This window comes from Micromonospora sp. AKA38, from assembly GCF_027925725.1.
GTDB lineage: Bacteria > Actinomycetota > Actinomycetes > Mycobacteriales > Micromonosporaceae > Micromonospora.
The window spans coordinates 726,328-742,122 of sequence record NZ_BNEI01000001.1; the positions used below are offsets into that span (position 1 = coordinate 726,328).

Annotated in this window: 17 protein-coding genes; 8 read left to right on the forward strand and 9 right to left on the reverse strand. The window is 67.0% G+C overall.

What is annotated here, in order from left to right:
• Positions 1-49: 49 nt before the first annotated feature.
• From TPA0908_RS03420 to TPA0908_RS03435, 4 genes are all read right to left on the reverse strand, one after another.
• Complete coding sequence (locus tag TPA0908_RS03420) at positions 50-478, reverse strand: hypothetical protein (RefSeq protein ID WP_281934512.1); 429 nt, start codon at positions 476-478, stop codon at positions 50-52.
• Between the two features lie 114 nt (positions 479-592).
• A complete protein-coding gene (locus TPA0908_RS03425; RefSeq protein WP_281934514.1) occupies positions 593-1,324 on the reverse strand; it encodes a GntR family transcriptional regulator in 732 nt (243 codons plus the stop codon).
• A 37-nt stretch (positions 1,325-1,361) separates the two neighbouring features.
• Positions 1,362-1,658, reverse strand: coding sequence for a DivIVA domain-containing protein (locus TPA0908_RS03430; protein WP_281934516.1), 297 nt, complete (start codon positions 1,656-1,658; stop codon positions 1,362-1,364).
• A 12-nt stretch (positions 1,659-1,670) separates the two neighbouring features.
• Entirely contained in the window at positions 1,671-1,982 is a 312-nt protein-coding gene (locus tag TPA0908_RS03435) for a hypothetical protein (protein WP_281934519.1), read from the reverse strand.
• A gap of 654 nt (positions 1,983-2,636) precedes the next feature.
• Here TPA0908_RS03435 and TPA0908_RS03440 point away from each other — a divergent pair.
• From TPA0908_RS03440 to TPA0908_RS03455, 4 genes are all read left to right on the forward strand, one after another.
• Positions 2,637-3,947 carry a hypothetical protein gene (locus tag TPA0908_RS03440; RefSeq protein WP_281934521.1) on the forward strand — a complete coding sequence of 437 codons (1,311 nt, stop codon included), beginning with the start codon at positions 2,637-2,639 and terminating at the stop codon, positions 3,945-3,947.
• A 14-nt stretch (positions 3,948-3,961) separates the two neighbouring features.
• A complete protein-coding gene (locus tag TPA0908_RS03445; protein ID WP_281934523.1) occupies positions 3,962-4,507 on the forward strand; it encodes a GNAT family N-acetyltransferase in 546 nt (181 codons plus the stop codon).
• Between the two features lie 62 nt (positions 4,508-4,569).
• Positions 4,570-4,929 (forward strand): hypothetical protein, encoded by a 360-nt coding sequence (locus TPA0908_RS03450; protein ID WP_281934525.1) that lies wholly within the window; start codon positions 4,570-4,572, stop codon positions 4,927-4,929.
• Between the two features lie 140 nt (positions 4,930-5,069).
• A complete protein-coding gene (locus TPA0908_RS03455; protein ID WP_281934527.1) occupies positions 5,070-5,549 on the forward strand; it encodes a hypothetical protein in 480 nt (159 codons plus the stop codon).
• Between the two features lie 2,466 nt (positions 5,550-8,015).
• Here TPA0908_RS03455 and TPA0908_RS03460 read toward each other — a convergent pair.
• The 3 genes from TPA0908_RS03460 to TPA0908_RS03470 form a co-directional block, all read right to left on the reverse strand.
• A complete protein-coding gene (locus TPA0908_RS03460) occupies positions 8,016-9,161 on the reverse strand; it encodes a TRM11 family methyltransferase (protein WP_281934529.1) in 1,146 nt (381 codons plus the stop codon).
• 3 nt (positions 9,162-9,164) lie between these two features.
• Positions 9,165-10,433 (reverse strand): TRM11 family methyltransferase, encoded by a 1,269-nt coding sequence (locus TPA0908_RS03465; protein WP_281934531.1) that lies wholly within the window; start codon positions 10,431-10,433, stop codon positions 9,165-9,167.
• 541 nt (positions 10,434-10,974) lie between these two features.
• Positions 10,975-11,655 carry a DUF4386 domain-containing protein gene (locus TPA0908_RS03470; protein ID WP_281934532.1) on the reverse strand — a complete coding sequence of 227 codons (681 nt, stop codon included), beginning with the start codon at positions 11,653-11,655 and terminating at the stop codon, positions 10,975-10,977.
• 197 nt (positions 11,656-11,852) lie between these two features.
• On the opposite strand from TPA0908_RS03470, the gene TPA0908_RS03475 reads away from it, so the two are divergent.
• The 3 genes from TPA0908_RS03475 (at position 11,853) to TPA0908_RS03485 (ending at position 13,435) form a co-directional block, all read left to right on the forward strand.
• Positions 11,853-12,308 carry a helix-turn-helix domain-containing protein gene (locus tag TPA0908_RS03475; RefSeq protein WP_281934535.1) on the forward strand — a complete coding sequence of 152 codons (456 nt, stop codon included), beginning with the start codon at positions 11,853-11,855 and terminating at the stop codon, positions 12,306-12,308.
• A gap of 10 nt (positions 12,309-12,318) precedes the next feature.
• Complete coding sequence (locus TPA0908_RS03480) at positions 12,319-12,753, forward strand: VOC family protein (protein ID WP_281934536.1); 435 nt, start codon at positions 12,319-12,321, stop codon at positions 12,751-12,753.
• 67 nt (positions 12,754-12,820) lie between these two features.
• The gene (locus TPA0908_RS03485; protein WP_281934537.1) at positions 12,821-13,435 is read left to right on the forward strand and encodes a histidine phosphatase family protein; all 615 of its coding nucleotides are present in this window, start codon (positions 12,821-12,823) and stop codon (positions 13,433-13,435) included.
• A gap of 133 nt (positions 13,436-13,568) precedes the next feature.
• Here the strand turns inward: TPA0908_RS03485 and TPA0908_RS03490 are convergent, their stop codons facing one another.
• Entirely contained in the window at positions 13,569-14,225 is a 657-nt protein-coding gene (locus TPA0908_RS03490; protein ID WP_281934539.1) for a type 1 glutamine amidotransferase domain-containing protein, read from the reverse strand.
• Between the two features lie 72 nt (positions 14,226-14,297).
• Here TPA0908_RS03490 and TPA0908_RS03495 point away from each other — a divergent pair, with 72 nt between their 5' ends.
• Positions 14,298-15,182, forward strand: coding sequence for a LysR family transcriptional regulator (locus TPA0908_RS03495; RefSeq protein WP_281934541.1), 885 nt, complete (start codon positions 14,298-14,300; stop codon positions 15,180-15,182).
• Positions 15,183-15,191: 9 nt separating this feature from the next.
• Here TPA0908_RS03495 and TPA0908_RS03500 read toward each other — a convergent pair whose 3' ends face one another.
• Positions 15,192-15,647, reverse strand: coding sequence for a hypothetical protein (locus TPA0908_RS03500; protein ID WP_281934543.1), 456 nt, complete (start codon positions 15,645-15,647; stop codon positions 15,192-15,194).
• Between the last annotated feature and the right edge of the window lie 148 nt (positions 15,648-15,795).

The following is a 15,795-nucleotide window of genomic DNA, read 5'->3' on the forward strand; positions in this document are numbered from 1 at the left end:
GGACTCTTGGCGGGGAAACGACCCGCCCCGCGCGCACAACCGGCAGCGGTCAGGCCGCCACCGAGCCCGGCACCACCGACGCCGGACGAATCGCGGTGGCCCGCAGCGAGTACGCCATGCGGGAACGGCAGTCACCCGAGGAACGGCCCGGCTTGCAGCGCTGCGAATCCACGTAAGGCGTCAGGGTCAGGCCCTCGAACTCCACCGCTGGCGGATAGCCCGGCACGGTCGACGGCGGCGGCACCGGCTGCTGCGGAGCCACAACCTTGACCTTCACCTCGGTCGACCGACCGAACTTCCCCGCCTCCGGGTCCAGGTCCATTACCCGCACCAACCAGACCCGCTCGCCGGTGTCCTTGTCGCGCGCCTGGTTGTCCGCCTCACCCCGCCGCTCAAAGTCGATCTGCGGCGAGACACCGAGGCAAAGCGCTCCAGCGGGAAAGACGTACTCGGACGGGACCGGAACCTTCAGCGTCATCGGAACCACGACAAGACCTCCAGATCCACAAGGCAACTCGACTAGTTGACTTGTTAAGTTAGATCGAAGGTAGAGAGCACCAACTTGACTTGTCAAGTGGCTAATCCACTTTGGTCAGTCGAGCGGGTAGACGTCTTCCAGATCGTGCCGAGCGGCGGGAAGGAGCACGTCCACCGCCAGAAGCGGCGTGGCGCTTCGGTCGCAGATGACCAGAAGCACGGTCAGCACCGGATCGCTTTCGCGGACTTGCAACAGCTCGGCTTCCTCGCTGCTGGGCAGCCGCGCCGAGATGCGTTCGGTCACGTGGTCGAGCTTGAGGCGCTTGCGGGAGGCGACGTGCCTGAGCAGGCCCTCCGGCATCACGTCCTGGGAGCCCACGCCGGTTCCATCGGCCAGCTCGACGGGCAGGAACGCCGTGCCCAGTTCCACCGGGCCGACTCCGTCGACAGTGATGAGGCGCCGACGAGCCATGACCGGAGTCCCTGGTTTCACGCCGAGGGCGGCAGCGGCCCGTGGGGGAGCGGGAACGGTGCCGGCTGCCAGCAACGTCGACCCGGCCCGCTCGTCGTCGTCGAGTAGGCCATACCGGCGTTCACGTGATCGCTGGTCGGTGCCGCCCGGACGGCCCAGGACGAAGCGACCCTTGCCCTGGCGGCTCTCGATCCAGCCGTCCTGTCGCAGGAGGTCTAGGGCCCGGACCACGACGGGCCGGGACGCGCCGAATTCGCGGATGAGTTCGGTCTCGCTGGGCAGCATCGCACCCGGCGGGTAGGTGCCGTCGTCGATGCGCTGTTGCACCGCGTTGACGATCACCACGTACTTCGGCGGCGCAACCTCGATCGGCACCGTTTCACTCCAGACGACAACTCAGCTTGTCAACAGGCTATCTGCGCTGCTGATCCCCTGTCCATGCGTTGCCATCCATCTGACCCGGCCTTGGTGCGTAGCCGCCCTGCCAGTCCCGCAGGGCGTTCTTCAGCCGGGCATTCTCCTCCCGGAGACTCGCCTCGACCCGATCCCTGGCAATCAGCTCGTCGACGACGCGATGCAGGAACGCGTAGACATGTGCCTCGACGAGGCCTCGCCGGCCGAACCCGGTACGCCGGAACCGCTGCCGGCGCACCTGCTCCGGGGCCATCGGTGCGAGCCGCGATGCCACACGAAAGACTCCCACTGCCATCGAACTCTCCCATCAAGTCGTCGCGCGTTTTCCCTGCCGCGGGCCGTCCCTGGTCGGGGTCGCTGCTGTTGGCTTTCGGCGTGGTTGGCGGACCACGGCCCGAGGCGGATCCGCTCGCAGCAGGCCGGCTTTCTGCACGAAGATCTCTCGACGAGCCAGGGCGTTGCCCGTCTGGTCAAGGACGTAGCCGGTCAGCCAGATCCAGTCGTGGTGAACTAGTTCGCCGGAGACCGTGATGACCCGGAAGATCAAGGCCCGGTCGCCGCCGAACTGCACCGACGCGCGGCGATTGACATAGAGCACGTCTCCCGGCTTCGGGACCATGACCACCCGCCTTCCACGCATCGGCTGACCGGGGCGCCGAGGCGGGCGGGCCTCCGAGCGCGGCCGACACCGCGCTTCCACCAGCACCCGCCCCGGGCCAACTCAGGACACGGCAGACCGCCGCGTGATGATCGGAGGGCTGGCGGCCGTCGCTGTCAGACGACCGCCAGCCCCGCCCACTGCCCTTGGGCGCCGGTGCCCGCGCAGTCGGGGCAGTCGCGCCGTTGCAACCGGTTCGGGTCACCGGGAGCCCGGAGCGAGCGGCGAGGGCTGGCCATCTTCCAGCCCCGCCCCTCGCATGAGGGACAAGCAATCGGCGCGGACGGTGAGGGCTGGAGCGTCCCCCGCCGCGGACGCGACCCATCCACACACCGCGCGACCCGAACCCCGGTTTGCTCAGCGCCCCTCCTCGCTGAGCTCACCTCCCGGTGTCCGCGCCGACGCTGCCGCCCATGTGCATCGACGGGATGCACATGCACAATTGCGGTGGGTGAGCCGTCCATGTAGGAGAGATTGCACGGGACCTGTGGGACCGATCGAGGACCCGTAGGGACACCTCTGGCGGACATCGAGCGGACACCATGAGGACCTGCATTGCCGGAAGGACCTCACCCGGGCGAGCGTGGAGAAAGCCCATCAGGAAGGCGTAGACGGATGGCACGAGAACGCCGCGAACCTCGCACCGTGCTGGAGCACCTGATCCAGCAGAGCGACCGTACGTACGAGGAACTGGCCGACGAGTTCTCCCGGATGGACCCCCGGGCGGCGATCAGCGCCCGGCACCTCGGGCGGTTGGCACGCGGCGAACGCGACCTGGCCTCATCGACCCCCGCCACCCGGCGGGCACTACAGGCCATGTTCAGCAAGCCCATCGACGAACTACAGCGCCCTTGGACTTCCCACCAGTTGACCCCTGCGCCGGAGCGGCACCTCCTTGTCGACCCCGCCGGCGCCGGCCCGGAAAGGAACCTCCTCGCCATGGCCGCACAACGCGCCCGCCAGTACGCCATGCTCGCCGCCGAGTCCACCAGCCCGGCCGCCATCGAACAGCTCGCCGAGGACGTGCAGCGCCTGGCGCTCGCCTACCCGCAGCGTCCCGTCAGCCACGTGCTCCCCGACCTGGTCGAGACACAGGACACCCTGTTCACCCTCCTGGAGCGCCGCCAGGCCCCGAACCAGTCCAGAGACCTGCACTTCCTCGCCGGCATCACCAGCGGCCTGCTCGCCAAGGTCTCCCACGACATGGCCGACCCGCACTCGGCCATGCTCCAGGCCCGCACCGCGGTTCTCTGCGCCGAGCAGGCCGGCCACCCCGGGCTCCAGGCGTGGCTGCGCGGCCTGCAATCCCTCGTCGCCTACTGGGCCGGCCGCTACGCCGAGGCGGTCCGCTACGCCGAAGCCGGCCGCGAGTACGCCACCCGGGCCGGCGGCACCTCCGCCGTCTGGCTGCCCGCCAGCGCCGCCCGCGCGTACGCCGCCCTGGGAAACGCCGAGCAGGCCAAGACCGCCATCACCGAGGCCGAGGACGCCTGGTCCCGGGTACGCCCCGACGAGATGGACGAGATGGGCGGCATCTGCACCTTCAACCAGCCCCGCACCCTCTACTACGCCAGCGACGCCCTGGCCTGGCTCCCCGGCGAGGCCACCAACACCGAGCGATACGCCCTGCGCGCCACCCAGGCGTACGCCGACCCCAACGACCCGGCATGGGCCTTCGGCGACCAGGCCGGCTCACACGCCAACCTCGCCATTGCCCGCGTGGCCGGTGGGGACCTGGAGGCCGCAGCCGACGCCCTGGCGCCCGTGCTCGACCTGCCCGCCGATCAGCGCATCAACGGCATCGTTCACTCCGTGCGTCGGGTTCACCAGGCCATCACCCGGGCCGGCCACGCCCAGGATGCCCGCGAACTCATCGACGGCATCGAGCACTTCACCCACACCCCGGCCAACGCCCTTCCTCGATAGGGCACGATCGGGCCATGGAGCCGATCACCATCCCCGGCCGCGTCATCACCCTGCGCGACTTGCGCTCCGATGACGCGGCCGATGCTTGGGCAATCGTCGGAGACGACCGGGTCACTCAGTGGCTCTCCTTCGACAGCCGAGACCAAGCCGCCGCCGTCGCCATGGTCGAAGGCGCCATCGAGCGAGCCCAACTCACCCCGCGCACCGAGTACTACCTAGCCGTTGCCGACGCCTCAGACCGCATGATCGGCTTCGCGCGACTCGGCCTCACCGGCCACCAAGCCGCCAAACTTGGGTACGCGATTGGGGCCGACCACTGGGGCCACGGCTACGCCACCGACGCCGCCCGCACGATGGTCGACTACGGCTTCCAGACGCTGAAGCTCCACCGCATCACCGCGGCCATCGGCCCCGACAACGCAGCCTCCATCACCGTTGCCGAAAGACTCGGCATGCAGTACGAGGGCCGGCTACGCGACCACGTCTACACCAACGGCGCATGGCGCGACTCCCTGCTCTACTCCCTCCTTGCCCAGGAGTGGACCAGCAACGCCGGCTGACCAACCGCCGACGGCTCGACGGCCAACGCCGGCTGGATCATGGCGCCGGTACGATCGCCGGCATGCGCGACGCCGACACGCCGCCGCAGGAGCCCGCCGACCGCCGTTTCGCCGACACCGCCCTCACACCCCAGGAGTACGCGGCCCACATCCGCGCCGCCGCAGCCGAGGTGTACGAGCGTGTCCAGGAGTGGCGGCTCGCCCCAGGTTGGCAGGAGACACCAACGAACGCTCACCGGTACACGGTGACGGCGGACGCTGTCGCCGCGCTCAGCGGGCTACCTGAGCCGGAGACGTCGGAGGAACTGGCCGCAGTCATCGACGCGGTTCGTCCCGTGCTCGCGGAATGGCGCCCAAGCCGGCCGGGGCCGGAGCAACAGATCTTCGCGGCAGTCGAGCGACTTCGGCAGGCATGCGGATAGCGAAGTGCTCTTAGCTTTGCGCCGCTCGGCGACCCTGAAGGTCATCTCGTAGACTCGCCCAAGTGATCTTGGGGGAGGATTCGCAGGGGTGGCGGTCGCGTCGAGCCCGACAAGTTGGGCGTCCCCGACGGTGGCACTGGGTGCTCCTGGCGTTGATGGTGATCAGTTGCGCTGGCCTTGTCGCCGTGCCGGCATCGTGGGCCGTGCGCAAGCAGTTGGAGGCAGAACGCGGCGAAGCTACGCCCGAGGCCGCGGCCCGCGTGTGGCTGTTGCAGCTCAGTGCCGGCGAAGAGTTGGGGCTGTCGCGGGTGCTGGCCGGCGCGCGTCATGACGAGCTGCGGCAGCAGTGGCGGGACTACCGCGCCGAGATAACCGGCACCGGCCGGGAGCCTTCGAAGCTGGAGAGCGTGGGGCCGAGCGCGATCAAGCACCAGGCCGATGACCGAGCCACGGTGACCGAGCAGATACGCGCGGTCTGGTGGTACGACGCGCAGATTCTCGCCGGTACTGCGCACCCGTGGCGGTGGGAGCTGCGCAAGGACCGCGGTGGGTGGCGGGTGTGGTCCGTCGACCTGCCGGCCTGGTGCGGGGTACATGTCCGGGCGAACCTGTGTCCGTGACGGCGGTAAGCGAGACAGCCCTCATCTGAGCGCCTGCGGGCGAACTGACATGCCGACGAGGTCTTCGCATCGATCCCGCTGCGACACTCTTCACCATGGAACGCTTTGACGTGAGGGCGGACGCGCAGCTCGATGACGACAATGTGATCCTCGCACTGAGTGGACCCTCATGGCTGCTGAATGTGAATGCGAGTCCGGACGAATGGGCTAGGAACCTCCCTCGCGTTGCCGGTGCCGACCACGCGCAGCGCCTAGACGTAAGCCTCGGGACGTCGGCGAGACGCCCCGTGTGGTGGTGCATGAGCGACGGCCAACTCACCTTGAGCGTGGGTCACGACCCCGAGAGCTACGACTTTGTCGTAGCTCTACCCGCCGCCCTTCTGTCGGAGATTCGGGCGCAACTGGATGCCCTCGACCCGACGACTGGGGCTAGCTCAGCGACGTAACGCACGCTCATGCCGCGATGCGCACCCGTGTCGCGGACCGTGAAGGCTTCCGCACCGTACTCTGAGATCATGTCGGGAATCAGGTGGGACCTGGACGTCAGCATGTCCCGTGACGGGACAGCGAGCCTTCAGGCGCGACTGCCGAAACACTCTCTTTAGGATCAAGGGCCGCGCAGGCGCGGCCTGCCCGGCGCACTCGGCCTGCTGGCGGCCTCCGGCCGGCATCGGCCGGCACGCCGAGCAGAAGTGAGACCAGACATGCTTGCGCCTAGCCATGCCGTGACGATCGCGGGGCGGAGTGGCCGCCGGTGCGGGCAGGGCGATCGCTGCCGCGCCGCTACGCGGCTTGCCACTGAATGACCAGCTCATTGAGCAGGGCGGGCTGGCTTCAGATGGGCCGGGGCTGCGCCCTCGGGCCACGGCCAGCAGCAGGGGCGCGCCGACCGTCGCGCCGCCGCGCAATTTGAGTCGCCGCCGGCCGTGGAGGGAAGCGACGCGGCGTGTGCAGGGCCGCTCCTCCAGGTTCAAGGGCGCTTCGCGTCGCTACACGACGACCCTGCGGCCGTCCTCGGCCCGGAGCCTCTGTGCCACCAGGCCAGCGTTGCCGGTAAGCCAAGGGCTGCCCGAAGTGCTCGCACCGCATCCCCCCACAGCCCCGTGTCGCCCGTCGCATACCCGTCAAGGCGACATTGACGACAGAGTGATGATCGTGACTAGCATGCGTGATGCGTCGACTTGCCAATCAGAGCCGCGATGATGTCTACAACTCGCAAAGGGACTATCAGACAATCCACAGTGGTCAAGGAGTGCGCTTCCGCAGCCTAGGCGGGGCGCATGGGCGTATCACTCTCGCACGCCGCACCGGCGCACCCTTGCAACCCTTAGCCGGGGTGGGAGGCTACATCGCACCATCCGCGCACGCTGAGATCTACCTCTCGCTCGACTCCGGCGGGGCAGAAGCCACCCGTGGGTTTCAACTTTCCCCGGTGTACAGCAGGGTAGGCCTTGCCATGGAGCATCAGGGCGCTCCATGGCTCGTAGTAACAGTCACCTGGGAAGGTGCGAGATGGATCGACCTTTGGGGTCTGAACGCCGACGCTCTCGACCTCCCACCAGCGGTAGCTGAACGAGCATCGCTGCGGGACTTGAATAGTAAAGCGCTAGCTCCGGAGACGTTCTACCTAGACCATGAAGGACCGCTTTTGCTCGACGTCGTTGAAGACGAGAGCTCAAACCTCGCTGTAGAGGATGGCGGTCTAGTGTCTTTGAAAAAGTGCGCCTATTGCGGACGCATGCTCCCGTTGGATATGGAGCGCCAGGGAGCATTGTCGTTTCATAAGCACAGTGCTAAAAAAACGCTTCACCAAAACGAGTGTCGTTCGTGCAAAAAGTGGCGAATCAATGACGGGCTTAATCACTTGAGAACGCCTGACCAGTTTCACGAATCGTCGCTGCTTAACCGAGAGCGCAGGATTCTTCTGCGGGAGCCGCAAATTTTGCAAGAAATAAAGGACCGAACTGGCGATGGGCTAAAGAGTCAAGTGTGGAAGAGATTCGATAGGAGATGCTTTAACTGCGAAAGGCCTCTAGAATTGCGTGAAGTCCAACTTGATCACACGAGGCCGCTAGCGTACCTCTGGCCGATCGACGAGCATGCCACTTGTCTTTGTGCTGACTGCAATAATGCCAAGAAGGACAGGTTTCCAGTGGACTTCTACAATCAGCACCAACTTCACCGTTTAGCGGGTATTACAGGTCTTCCCTATGAGCAGCTAGTCATCAAAGCAGTGAACCCAGATCAGCTAGACCGCATCTTGCAAGATATCTCAGCGTTTGCAAGGGAGTCAGATCCACGCACCTTTAACGCTACTGCTCGTCGAGTCAAGATGTTGGATCCTCGGGTGGACCTCTACGAGGTGCTGCGCCGTGCAGATCCGGCCGCCTTCGATGACTTGAATCAGCAGCTTAGGACTCGGCCTTCGTCTGTCATTTAGGGAAGCAGCATTGTCACCCCTGGCGGCTAGCCGCCAGGGGTGAAAAAAAGTAGGTGATGCTTTGTCGTCCGTCGGCCCTTATCCGTCAAGCCGTGGGCTTCCAAATGCGCTACGTCTTCGATTACTTCTCCCGCAAGATGGAACCAGCCGGTAGCGAGGCCCTTCAGATCGCCGACCATGTCGTGCCGTCCAGTGTTGCCGCTACCGCTACCGAGATGCATCACCAGCAGGCCATCATCGTTAATGAGCTTTCTGCTCACTGCAAAAAAATCCTCATAGCAGTTACGAGACCTTGTCTGCTGTCTTTCAAGGAAGCCGAGGCTTCTGGTGTTAAAGTCTTCTTGTCCCCAACCGCAGAACCAAAGTCGCAGCCAGTTGGGCCGGTCAAACCGCATACCCAAGAACGGCGGGCTTGTGATAATCGCGTCGAAGGTCGTTTCGATCTTCGACGCCAGGTCTCGAAAATCGCCGTGATGGGCGCTCCCTGGTCTAAATTGAGAGGGAAGTGGTACTGCTAGGGCAGCGTTTATACGTCGAGTGACTCGGTCAATCAACGATCGATACTCGAATTCGCCTTTTGGGCTGAAGGGGGTGATTGGGTGAGAAGTTCGAGAGAGCGCATAGGGCCTGTTGCCGTGCAGTACATGGAGGGCAGACGCCCATAGGAACGGCCGGCTATCCCAGCCGTCCTCTTTCATAATGCGACGAGCCTTGAGTACCTCGACCAGCGTATCTGGATGGTAGTAGTCAGCAACCGTCGCATTCAAGCCGAAGGTTGCCGACTTGTAGTCGTCGTCGTTTATCTCCACGTCCGCCATTCGCTGCTCAAGCCAGCGGACGTCCTCTAGAGCCTGTTCCAGGGCCGGCGGAGCTACCTTGGCCGCTGCAACGACGGCGGCTAAAGGACTTAGGTCGTTAGCCACAGTTAATCGACCGTTTAACGCCGCCTCAAAAGGTACCGTCCCGACGCCTGCAATAGGATCCAGAACCCGGGACCCACGATCGGTGAAGGATTGGACCAGCCAATGCGCCAATGAAGGCTTGAGCTTGCCTTGATAGGAGCAAAGGGAGTGAAGGTTGTGTCCCCAGCTTCTGCTTGCATACTCAGCCGACGTGTAGGGGAGGTTGTCTTGGAAGCGAGCAATCCGAGCTTGAAGCTCCTTTGTGCGCACGTATTAGGCCTTCCTGAAGACTAGCTCAGCTTGGATAAGAGGAGATCTGTCACGGGAATATCGGCGTGCGATGACCGTTCTTTCCTCAAGTGCAAGGCCAGCAGCTGCGGCTGTCTCGGCCAGCAGCTTGTCGGTCGGTACATGGACTCCGTAGAACTTCGAGTCGCCCACATCCAGCACGAAGCGCCCTCCGGGCTTTAGGCCTCGATAGACGGCCTGGAATACCTCATACATGTCAGAGAAATATTGGCGAATCATTTTTGGAATCCGCTTATCAGGCGCATGTTCGTCCAGCTCTCGGGCAGCCTCTTCAACGCTTGACGCCGTAAAGGAAAGGGCCTTGCTTAGGCTGATGTTATTGATTCCGCCAGCGATGGCTTGGCTAGTGAAGGTCGGGAGCTCGCGCTCGGTTTTGATGAAGCCAAGGAGCCAAAGTTCGATTTTAGTGTTACGGAAATAGTTGGTGCCATTGAGGTACGGCGGTGAGGTAATCGCGAAATCGAAAGCTTCGCTATAGGTTTGCGGGAGCAGTCGACAATCTTCAGAGGCGTACTTGGTCTCCACCATTTTTCCTAGGTCGCCATCCCGGACCATCTGAAGGACGTCCATTACCATTCGCTCGACGGAACCTACAACGAAAGCCGGAACGTCGACTACCCGGAGCTTGTATTCATCGGGCCGCCGGCGCCGGAGGTCGGCGCGCCGGGTCATATTCGAACTCTTGACAGCGTTTGCGGCGCAAGCACATGTGAGGATCGCTTCGATCGCGGAGTTGCCTTCGGCGACTTCGACGGCTAGGTCTCGTGCTGCAAGTAGCTGCCGGATGTCTCGTTCGGCGAAGAAGTCTCGCTTTGGGAAGGCGCTGTTATAGGCGGTTAGATCAACACGTTGTGCGTGCTTGGCGAAGGTGGAGGCGTTGAGAGTAGATACAAAGTTTTTGGCTGCCCTTTCGAGCTTGCCCGGTTTTCCGGTAACGATCCTTGCTGCGTTAACCTTTGTGTCAGCAACAAAAGCCATGAATGGATTGATCTCGGAGTAGAAGGACTTGATTCCACGCCGGGAGGCTTCTAGCTGGACAGTGCCAGATCCGCCGAACGGATCATAGACCGTTTTGGAGGAAGTTAATTCCCTGTCCAACCACGTGCCGACGTAGGAGGCGGAGAAGCCCTCGACGTATGGGTACCAGCCGTGTACGGCTAGTTTCTTGCTGTCCCGGAAAGTCTTTCCCAGATTCAGCGCCTGCTTAGCCTTGCTGTCCTGTTCGGTGTTCATTCTGTTTCGTCCAATCATGCGGCGCTGAAATGGGCGGTTACCCGCGCCGGCGCGCCAAGTCAAACACTCTAATGATAGTTCACTGCGTTGTCAGCGCCCAACTAGGCGCGCTGATGACTCCCAGTGGTCAGCTGGTGCCTGCTAGTTCTCTGGCGAACGCTTCACCCAGCAGTAGGCAGCCGTAGGACCCGTTAGCTTGCCTTGCCGGGTTGGAAGGGTTGCAGCAGGCTCGCGGGTCGAGCGGTTGCCGACAGCAGTGCGGATGGAGCCTCCAGCGGAGGCGTGAACACGGGCGAGCACTGCGCGGCTCAGGGTCGGTCGGCGGCAACGGTGCAGCTGCTGACAGCTGAGCTGACAGCAACGCCGCCGGACGGCGGGAGCCCGACGGGGGTGACCCTGGACGGAACTTCGAGCGTGCAGCTGCTGCCGGACACGTGCAGACGTGACGCACAGAGCTTGTAAGCGAGATGTCGCCGGTTCGATCCCGGCCGGGGGCTCCAATTCCACAAGGCGTTCCCGGCCGACAGCCCTCGCGCGACGGTCAGCCGGTGGCGTCCCGGGCGCCGGTGGTGATCGGCGTGGGCCGGAAGCCTCTGACGATCAGGTAGACGCCCAGCGAGAACTCCCACACCGCGATCGGGAGGGCCGCGACCGCGGTCACCGGGGACAGCCGGTCCCAGAGGTCGAAGAGCACGCCGATGTCGGCGGCAACGAGCAGGGGCGCTCCGGAGAGCCCGAGCAGCGGCAGAACGCGGGGGACGAGGCGGGACTGGTACAGCAGGGACCCCAGCAACAGCGCGTTCACGGCCGGGATGAGGCTCTGGCTGAGCAGGAACATCGAGTCGTAGAGAGCGACAAGCGCCTGGCCGGTGACCAGCGCGTCCGCTCCGGCGCCGGCCCGGCGCAGGGCCACGACCGTCAGCAGGCTGGCGACGCCGACGAAGATGCCGCCGGCTTCGAGGACCCGGGCGGCGACGAAACCCAACGCCCGCGCCTCGCCCTGTCGCCGGAGCACGGGGAACAGCGCGACGGCCGTGCCGATGCAGGCGAGCGCGACGATCACCTCGAGGACGCCGCCGACCACGACCGGGGTCTCCGACGTGGTGCCCACGAGGTAGTCCGACTCGCGCACCGGGGCGTACAGGGTGAGGGTCGGGATCGAGGCGAAGGTGAGCACGTAGCATCCGCCCGCGACGAGCGAGGTCTTCCGCAGTGCGTCCACGGCGGCTCCTTCCGGCGCGATCGATCAATCGATGGATGTCACGCTTCCACCCTGCTGCGGATCGGCGCGTCGGCGGATCGGCCGCTCGGGCAGTCCTCGCCGCGTCGTCGGATGGAACGATGAGTGGTGTTAACGGGGGCCCCTTCCTATGCAGAATGCGTTAACAGGGTGCCCTTCCTTGCACAGCGGGAGGTGGGATGAGTCGGGCGGTGGAGGAGTCGAACCGGGCGATGCTGCGCGCCCGGGACGCGATGGACCGGGCGTACGCGCAGCCGCTGGACATTCCCGCGTTGGCCCGGATCGCGTACGTCTCCGAGGCGCACTTCATCCGCACGTTCCGGGCCACGTTCGGCGAGACGCCGCACCGCTACCTGCAACGCCGCCGGATCGAGCGGGCCATGTACCTGCTGGTACGCACCGCCGAGCCGGTCACCGAGATCTGCCACCTGGTCGGGTTCGGCAGCCTCGGCACGTTCAGCCGGACGTTCCACGACATCGTCGGCGAGTCCCCCTCGGCCTACCGGCGTCGCAAGGCCGCCCCGGCCGACGTGCCGAGCTGCTTCACCCGGGCGTGGATGCGCCCGAGCTCCGCCGCAGGTCCCGACGGGAAACGTGCAGTTTTGGATAAGCAGCAGGCCGGGGGCCTGCTCTAGCGTCCTCGTCATGACGATGACTTCGATCTCCCGCTCCCAGATCTACGTGCTCGACCAGGACGAGGCCCTCGACTTCTACGTCGGCAAGCTGGGCATGGAGGTGAACACCGACCAGGATCTCGGCTTCATGCGGTGGCTCACGGTCAACGTGCCGGGCGACCCCGACCGGGAGATCCTGCTGGAGAAGCCCGGCCCGCCGGCGCTGGACCCGAAGACCGCCGAGCAGGTCCGGGAGTTGCTCACCAAGGGCGCCACCGGCGGTTTCCTGTTCCTCACCACCGACGACGCGCACCAGACGTACGCGGACCTGGTGGCCAAGGGCGTGGAGGTCACCGACGAGCCGACCGACCGGCCGTACGGGATCGACTTCGGCATCCGCGACCCGTTCGGCAACCGGATCCGGATCGGCCAGATGCACCCGCGGGAGCAGTGGGCGAACGGCTGACCACGGGGCTGCGGGATCGGGGAGCGGCCGACTAGGGTCGGACTCTTCCGATCTTGGAGGACGACCGATGTCGAGCCGACTGTTGTTCTTGGCCCGGCACGGTGAGCAGGCGGATGCCGGGACGGAGGCTCCGGAGATCGGCCTCTCCGCGCGGGGTCGGCGCCAGGCGACGCTGCTCGGCGAGCGGCTGCGCGGCGCCCGGATCGACGCCGTGCACCACGGGCCGCTGGCCCGGGCCGCGGAGACGGCCGCGCTGGTGGCGGCGGAGCTGCCGGGCGTCCCGGTCACGGTGGACGACCGGGCGGGTGACCACATGCCACACGACACCGACCCGGCCGGCCTGCCGGAGCGGCACGCGGCGTTCCTCACCCAGTTCTCCGAGCGGGACCGGCGGGACGGGCCGCGCGTGACGGCGGAGGCGGTGGCCCGGTTCGCCACCGCCCCCGCCTCCGGCGACGTCCGTGAGCTGGTGGTGACCCACAACTTCCTGGTCGCCTGGCTGGTGCGGCACGCCCTGGAGGCGCCGGAACGCCGGTGGATCGGGCTCAACCACGCCAACTGCGCGTTGACCGTGATCCGCTACAGCTCGGCCGGCCCGCCGACGGTGGTCGCCCTGAACGACGCCGCCCACCTGCCGCCCGAGCTGCGCGCCACGGGCCTGCCGGACGACTACCGCTTCTGACGCGCGCACCGCGCCGGGCAGCCGGCGTCCCGGCGGGCCGGCCCGGCCGGCGGGGAGCCGGAGTGGCACCTGCGCGCCGCCACCCGCACATCGGCACCGCGCCGGGCACGGGCAGCCGGCACCGGGCCGTCGCTCAGCCGCGCAGCTTCACCACGGCCTCGGCCAGGGCGCGGGCGGACTGCGGGTTCTGGCCGGTGACCAGGCGACCGTCGACCACAACGTGCTCGGTGAAGTTCGGTGCCGGCACGTGCTGCGCGCCGGCCTCGGCGAGCTTGTCGGCGAGCAGGAACGGCACCTCGTCGGTGAGGCCGACGGCGGCCTCCTCGTCGTTGGTGAAGCCGGCCACCCGCTTGCCGGCGACCAGCCGCGAGCCGTCGGAGAGGGTGAGGTTCACCAGCGCGGAGGGACCGTGACAGACGGCGGCGACCACGCCGCCGCCCTCGTAGACGGAGCGGGCGATCCGGGCCAGGTCCGGGTCGTCGGGGAAGTCCCACATCGTGCCGTGGCCGCCGGCGAAGACGATCACGTCGTAACCGGACGGGTCGACGTCCGCCGCCTTCGGGGTGTCCGTCACGCCGGCGGTGGCGAGGAAGTCGTTCTGGGTCTTGTCGTCGCTGTCCCGGCCGTCGGTCGGCGGCTCGCCGCCGGCCACCGACACCAGGTCGACGTCGTACCCGGCGGCCCGGAAGACCTCCCACGGTTCGGCGGCCTCGCCCACGTAGTAGCCGGTCTTGCGGCCCGTGGTGCCGAGGTCGGAATGGCTGGTCAGCGCGATGAGTGCACGAGTCATGTCCACCATGCTGACGCGCCGAGCCATAGCTGACCAATAGGCGAGAGTCACGTCGGCGATAGGTTTGCTGATGTGAAGGCGTCGCTGGACCTGCTCCGCAGCTTCCTCGCCGTGCACCGGGCCGGGTCGGTCACCGGCGCGGCCGAACTGCTCGGTGTGGCGCAGCCCACGGTGACCGCGCAGCTCCGGGCGCTGGAGGAGGCGGTCGGGCGACCGCTGTTCGAGCGGCTGCCCCGGGGCGTCACCCCGACCGCCGCCGGGGACGAGTTGGCCCGCCGGGTGGCCGAGCCACTGGACCGGCTCGCCGCCGTGCTGGCCGAGGAGCCGGACGCGGCGTACGCCCGGACGGTCTTCCTCGGTGGGCCGGCCGAGCTGCTCGGCGAGCGGGTGCTGCCGGCACTTGCCGGCCTGGTGGCCGACGGCCTGGAGCTGCGGGTGGTCGCCGGGATGCCGGAGCGGCTGCTGGACGACCTGGTCGCCGGCCGGCTCGACCTGGCGGTGACGAGCGTGCGGCCACGCCGGCGCGGCCTGGTCGTCGAGCCGCTCTACGACGAGGAGTTCGTGCTGGTGGCGGCACCGGTCTGGGCGGAGCGGCTGGCCGGCCCGGTGACCCCGGCGGCGCTGCGCGACATGCCGCTGGTCGCCTACGGCGAGGAGGCGCCGATCCTGCGCCGCTACTGGCGCACCGTCTTCGACACCCGGCTCACCCGTACGCCCAGCCTGGTCGTGGCCGACCTGCGGGCGGTCCGGTCGGCCGTGGTGGCGGGCGCCGGGGCGAGCGTGCTGCCGGCGTACCTCTGCCGGGGTGAGCTGGCCTCGGGTGCGGTGCGCGCGCTGCTCACGCCGCCGGTGCCCCCGCTCAACACGATTTTCCTCGCGGCCCGGCCGGCGGCGGCCGGCCGGCGCGAGACGCAGGCCGTGCGGCGGGCGCTGCTCGCGGCGGCGCCCGGCTGGTGAGCGGGCCGGTCAGCCGGTGGCGCGGGTGAGCAGGCCGACCACCTCGGCGGTGGCGGCCGGCGGGGTCGCCTGCGGCGGGCAGTCCACGTAGGAGCTGGTGGTCGGGCCGATGGTGAGCCGGTAGCTGAACGCGTCGGCGCACATGGTCGCCGGCACGGTGACGGCGGCCTCGGCGGTCAGCCGGGGGTCAACGGTGAGCTGCCGCAGCCGGTCGAGGTCGGCGTCGGTGAGCCGGCCGTCGCGGGCGGCGCCGGCCCGGTCGGTCTTCGTCCAGCGGCCGTCCGGCCGCACGGTGATGGTGTCGGTCAGCCCGGCGATGCCGCCGGAACGCACCAGCACCACCTCGACGCCGGGCAGTCCGGTGACGGCCGGTCCGGCCGGGGCCGGCGTGTCGGCGCGGGCGCAGCCGGCGAGCGGGGTGAGGACGGCGGCGAGTGCGATCGCCGCGGCGGGGGCTGCTCTCATACCGATCGGACGCACGACGGGGCCACCCGGTTCCGGACCACCGCGCCCCCCTCATCCGTTCGGTCAGTGTCTGAGGCGGGAAACCGTCGCCCTCTTTCACGCCTGTCGATGTCTCAGCTATATCTACACCAGTGACTACCCCCGTCAC

What these genes read in the sequence shown, in the direction of transcription:
- TPA0908_RS03420 (WP_281934512.1), bottom strand. Translation starts at nt 478, where the DNA reads ATGACGCTGAAGGTTCCGGTCCCGTCCGAGTACGTCTTTCCCGCTGGA.
- TPA0908_RS03430 (WP_281934516.1), bottom strand. Translation starts at nt 1,658, where the DNA reads ATGGCAGTGGGAGTCTTTCGTGTGGCATCGCGGCTCGCACCGATGGCC.
- TPA0908_RS03435 (WP_281934519.1), bottom strand. Translation starts at nt 1,982, where the DNA reads ATGGTCCCGAAGCCGGGAGACGTGCTCTATGTCAATCGCCGCGCGTCG.
- TPA0908_RS03440 (WP_281934521.1), top strand. Translation starts at nt 2,637, where the DNA reads ATGGCACGAGAACGCCGCGAACCTCGCACCGTGCTGGAGCACCTGATC.
- TPA0908_RS03445 (WP_281934523.1), top strand. Translation starts at nt 3,962, where the DNA reads ATGGAGCCGATCACCATCCCCGGCCGCGTCATCACCCTGCGCGACTTG.
- TPA0908_RS03450 (WP_281934525.1), top strand. Translation starts at nt 4,570, where the DNA reads ATGCGCGACGCCGACACGCCGCCGCAGGAGCCCGCCGACCGCCGTTTC.
- TPA0908_RS03465 (WP_281934531.1), bottom strand. Translation starts at nt 10,433, where the DNA reads ATGAACACCGAACAGGACAGCAAGGCTAAGCAGGCGCTGAATCTGGGA.
- TPA0908_RS03475 (WP_281934535.1), top strand. Translation starts at nt 11,853, where the DNA reads ATGAGTCGGGCGGTGGAGGAGTCGAACCGGGCGATGCTGCGCGCCCGG.
- TPA0908_RS03480 (WP_281934536.1), top strand. Translation starts at nt 12,319, where the DNA reads ATGACGATGACTTCGATCTCCCGCTCCCAGATCTACGTGCTCGACCAG.
- TPA0908_RS03485 (WP_281934537.1), top strand. Translation starts at nt 12,821, where the DNA reads ATGTCGAGCCGACTGTTGTTCTTGGCCCGGCACGGTGAGCAGGCGGAT.
- TPA0908_RS03490 (WP_281934539.1), bottom strand. Translation starts at nt 14,225, where the DNA reads ATGACTCGTGCACTCATCGCGCTGACCAGCCATTCCGACCTCGGCACC.
- TPA0908_RS03500 (WP_281934543.1), bottom strand. Translation starts at nt 15,647, where the DNA reads ATGAGAGCAGCCCCCGCCGCGGCGATCGCACTCGCCGCCGTCCTCACC.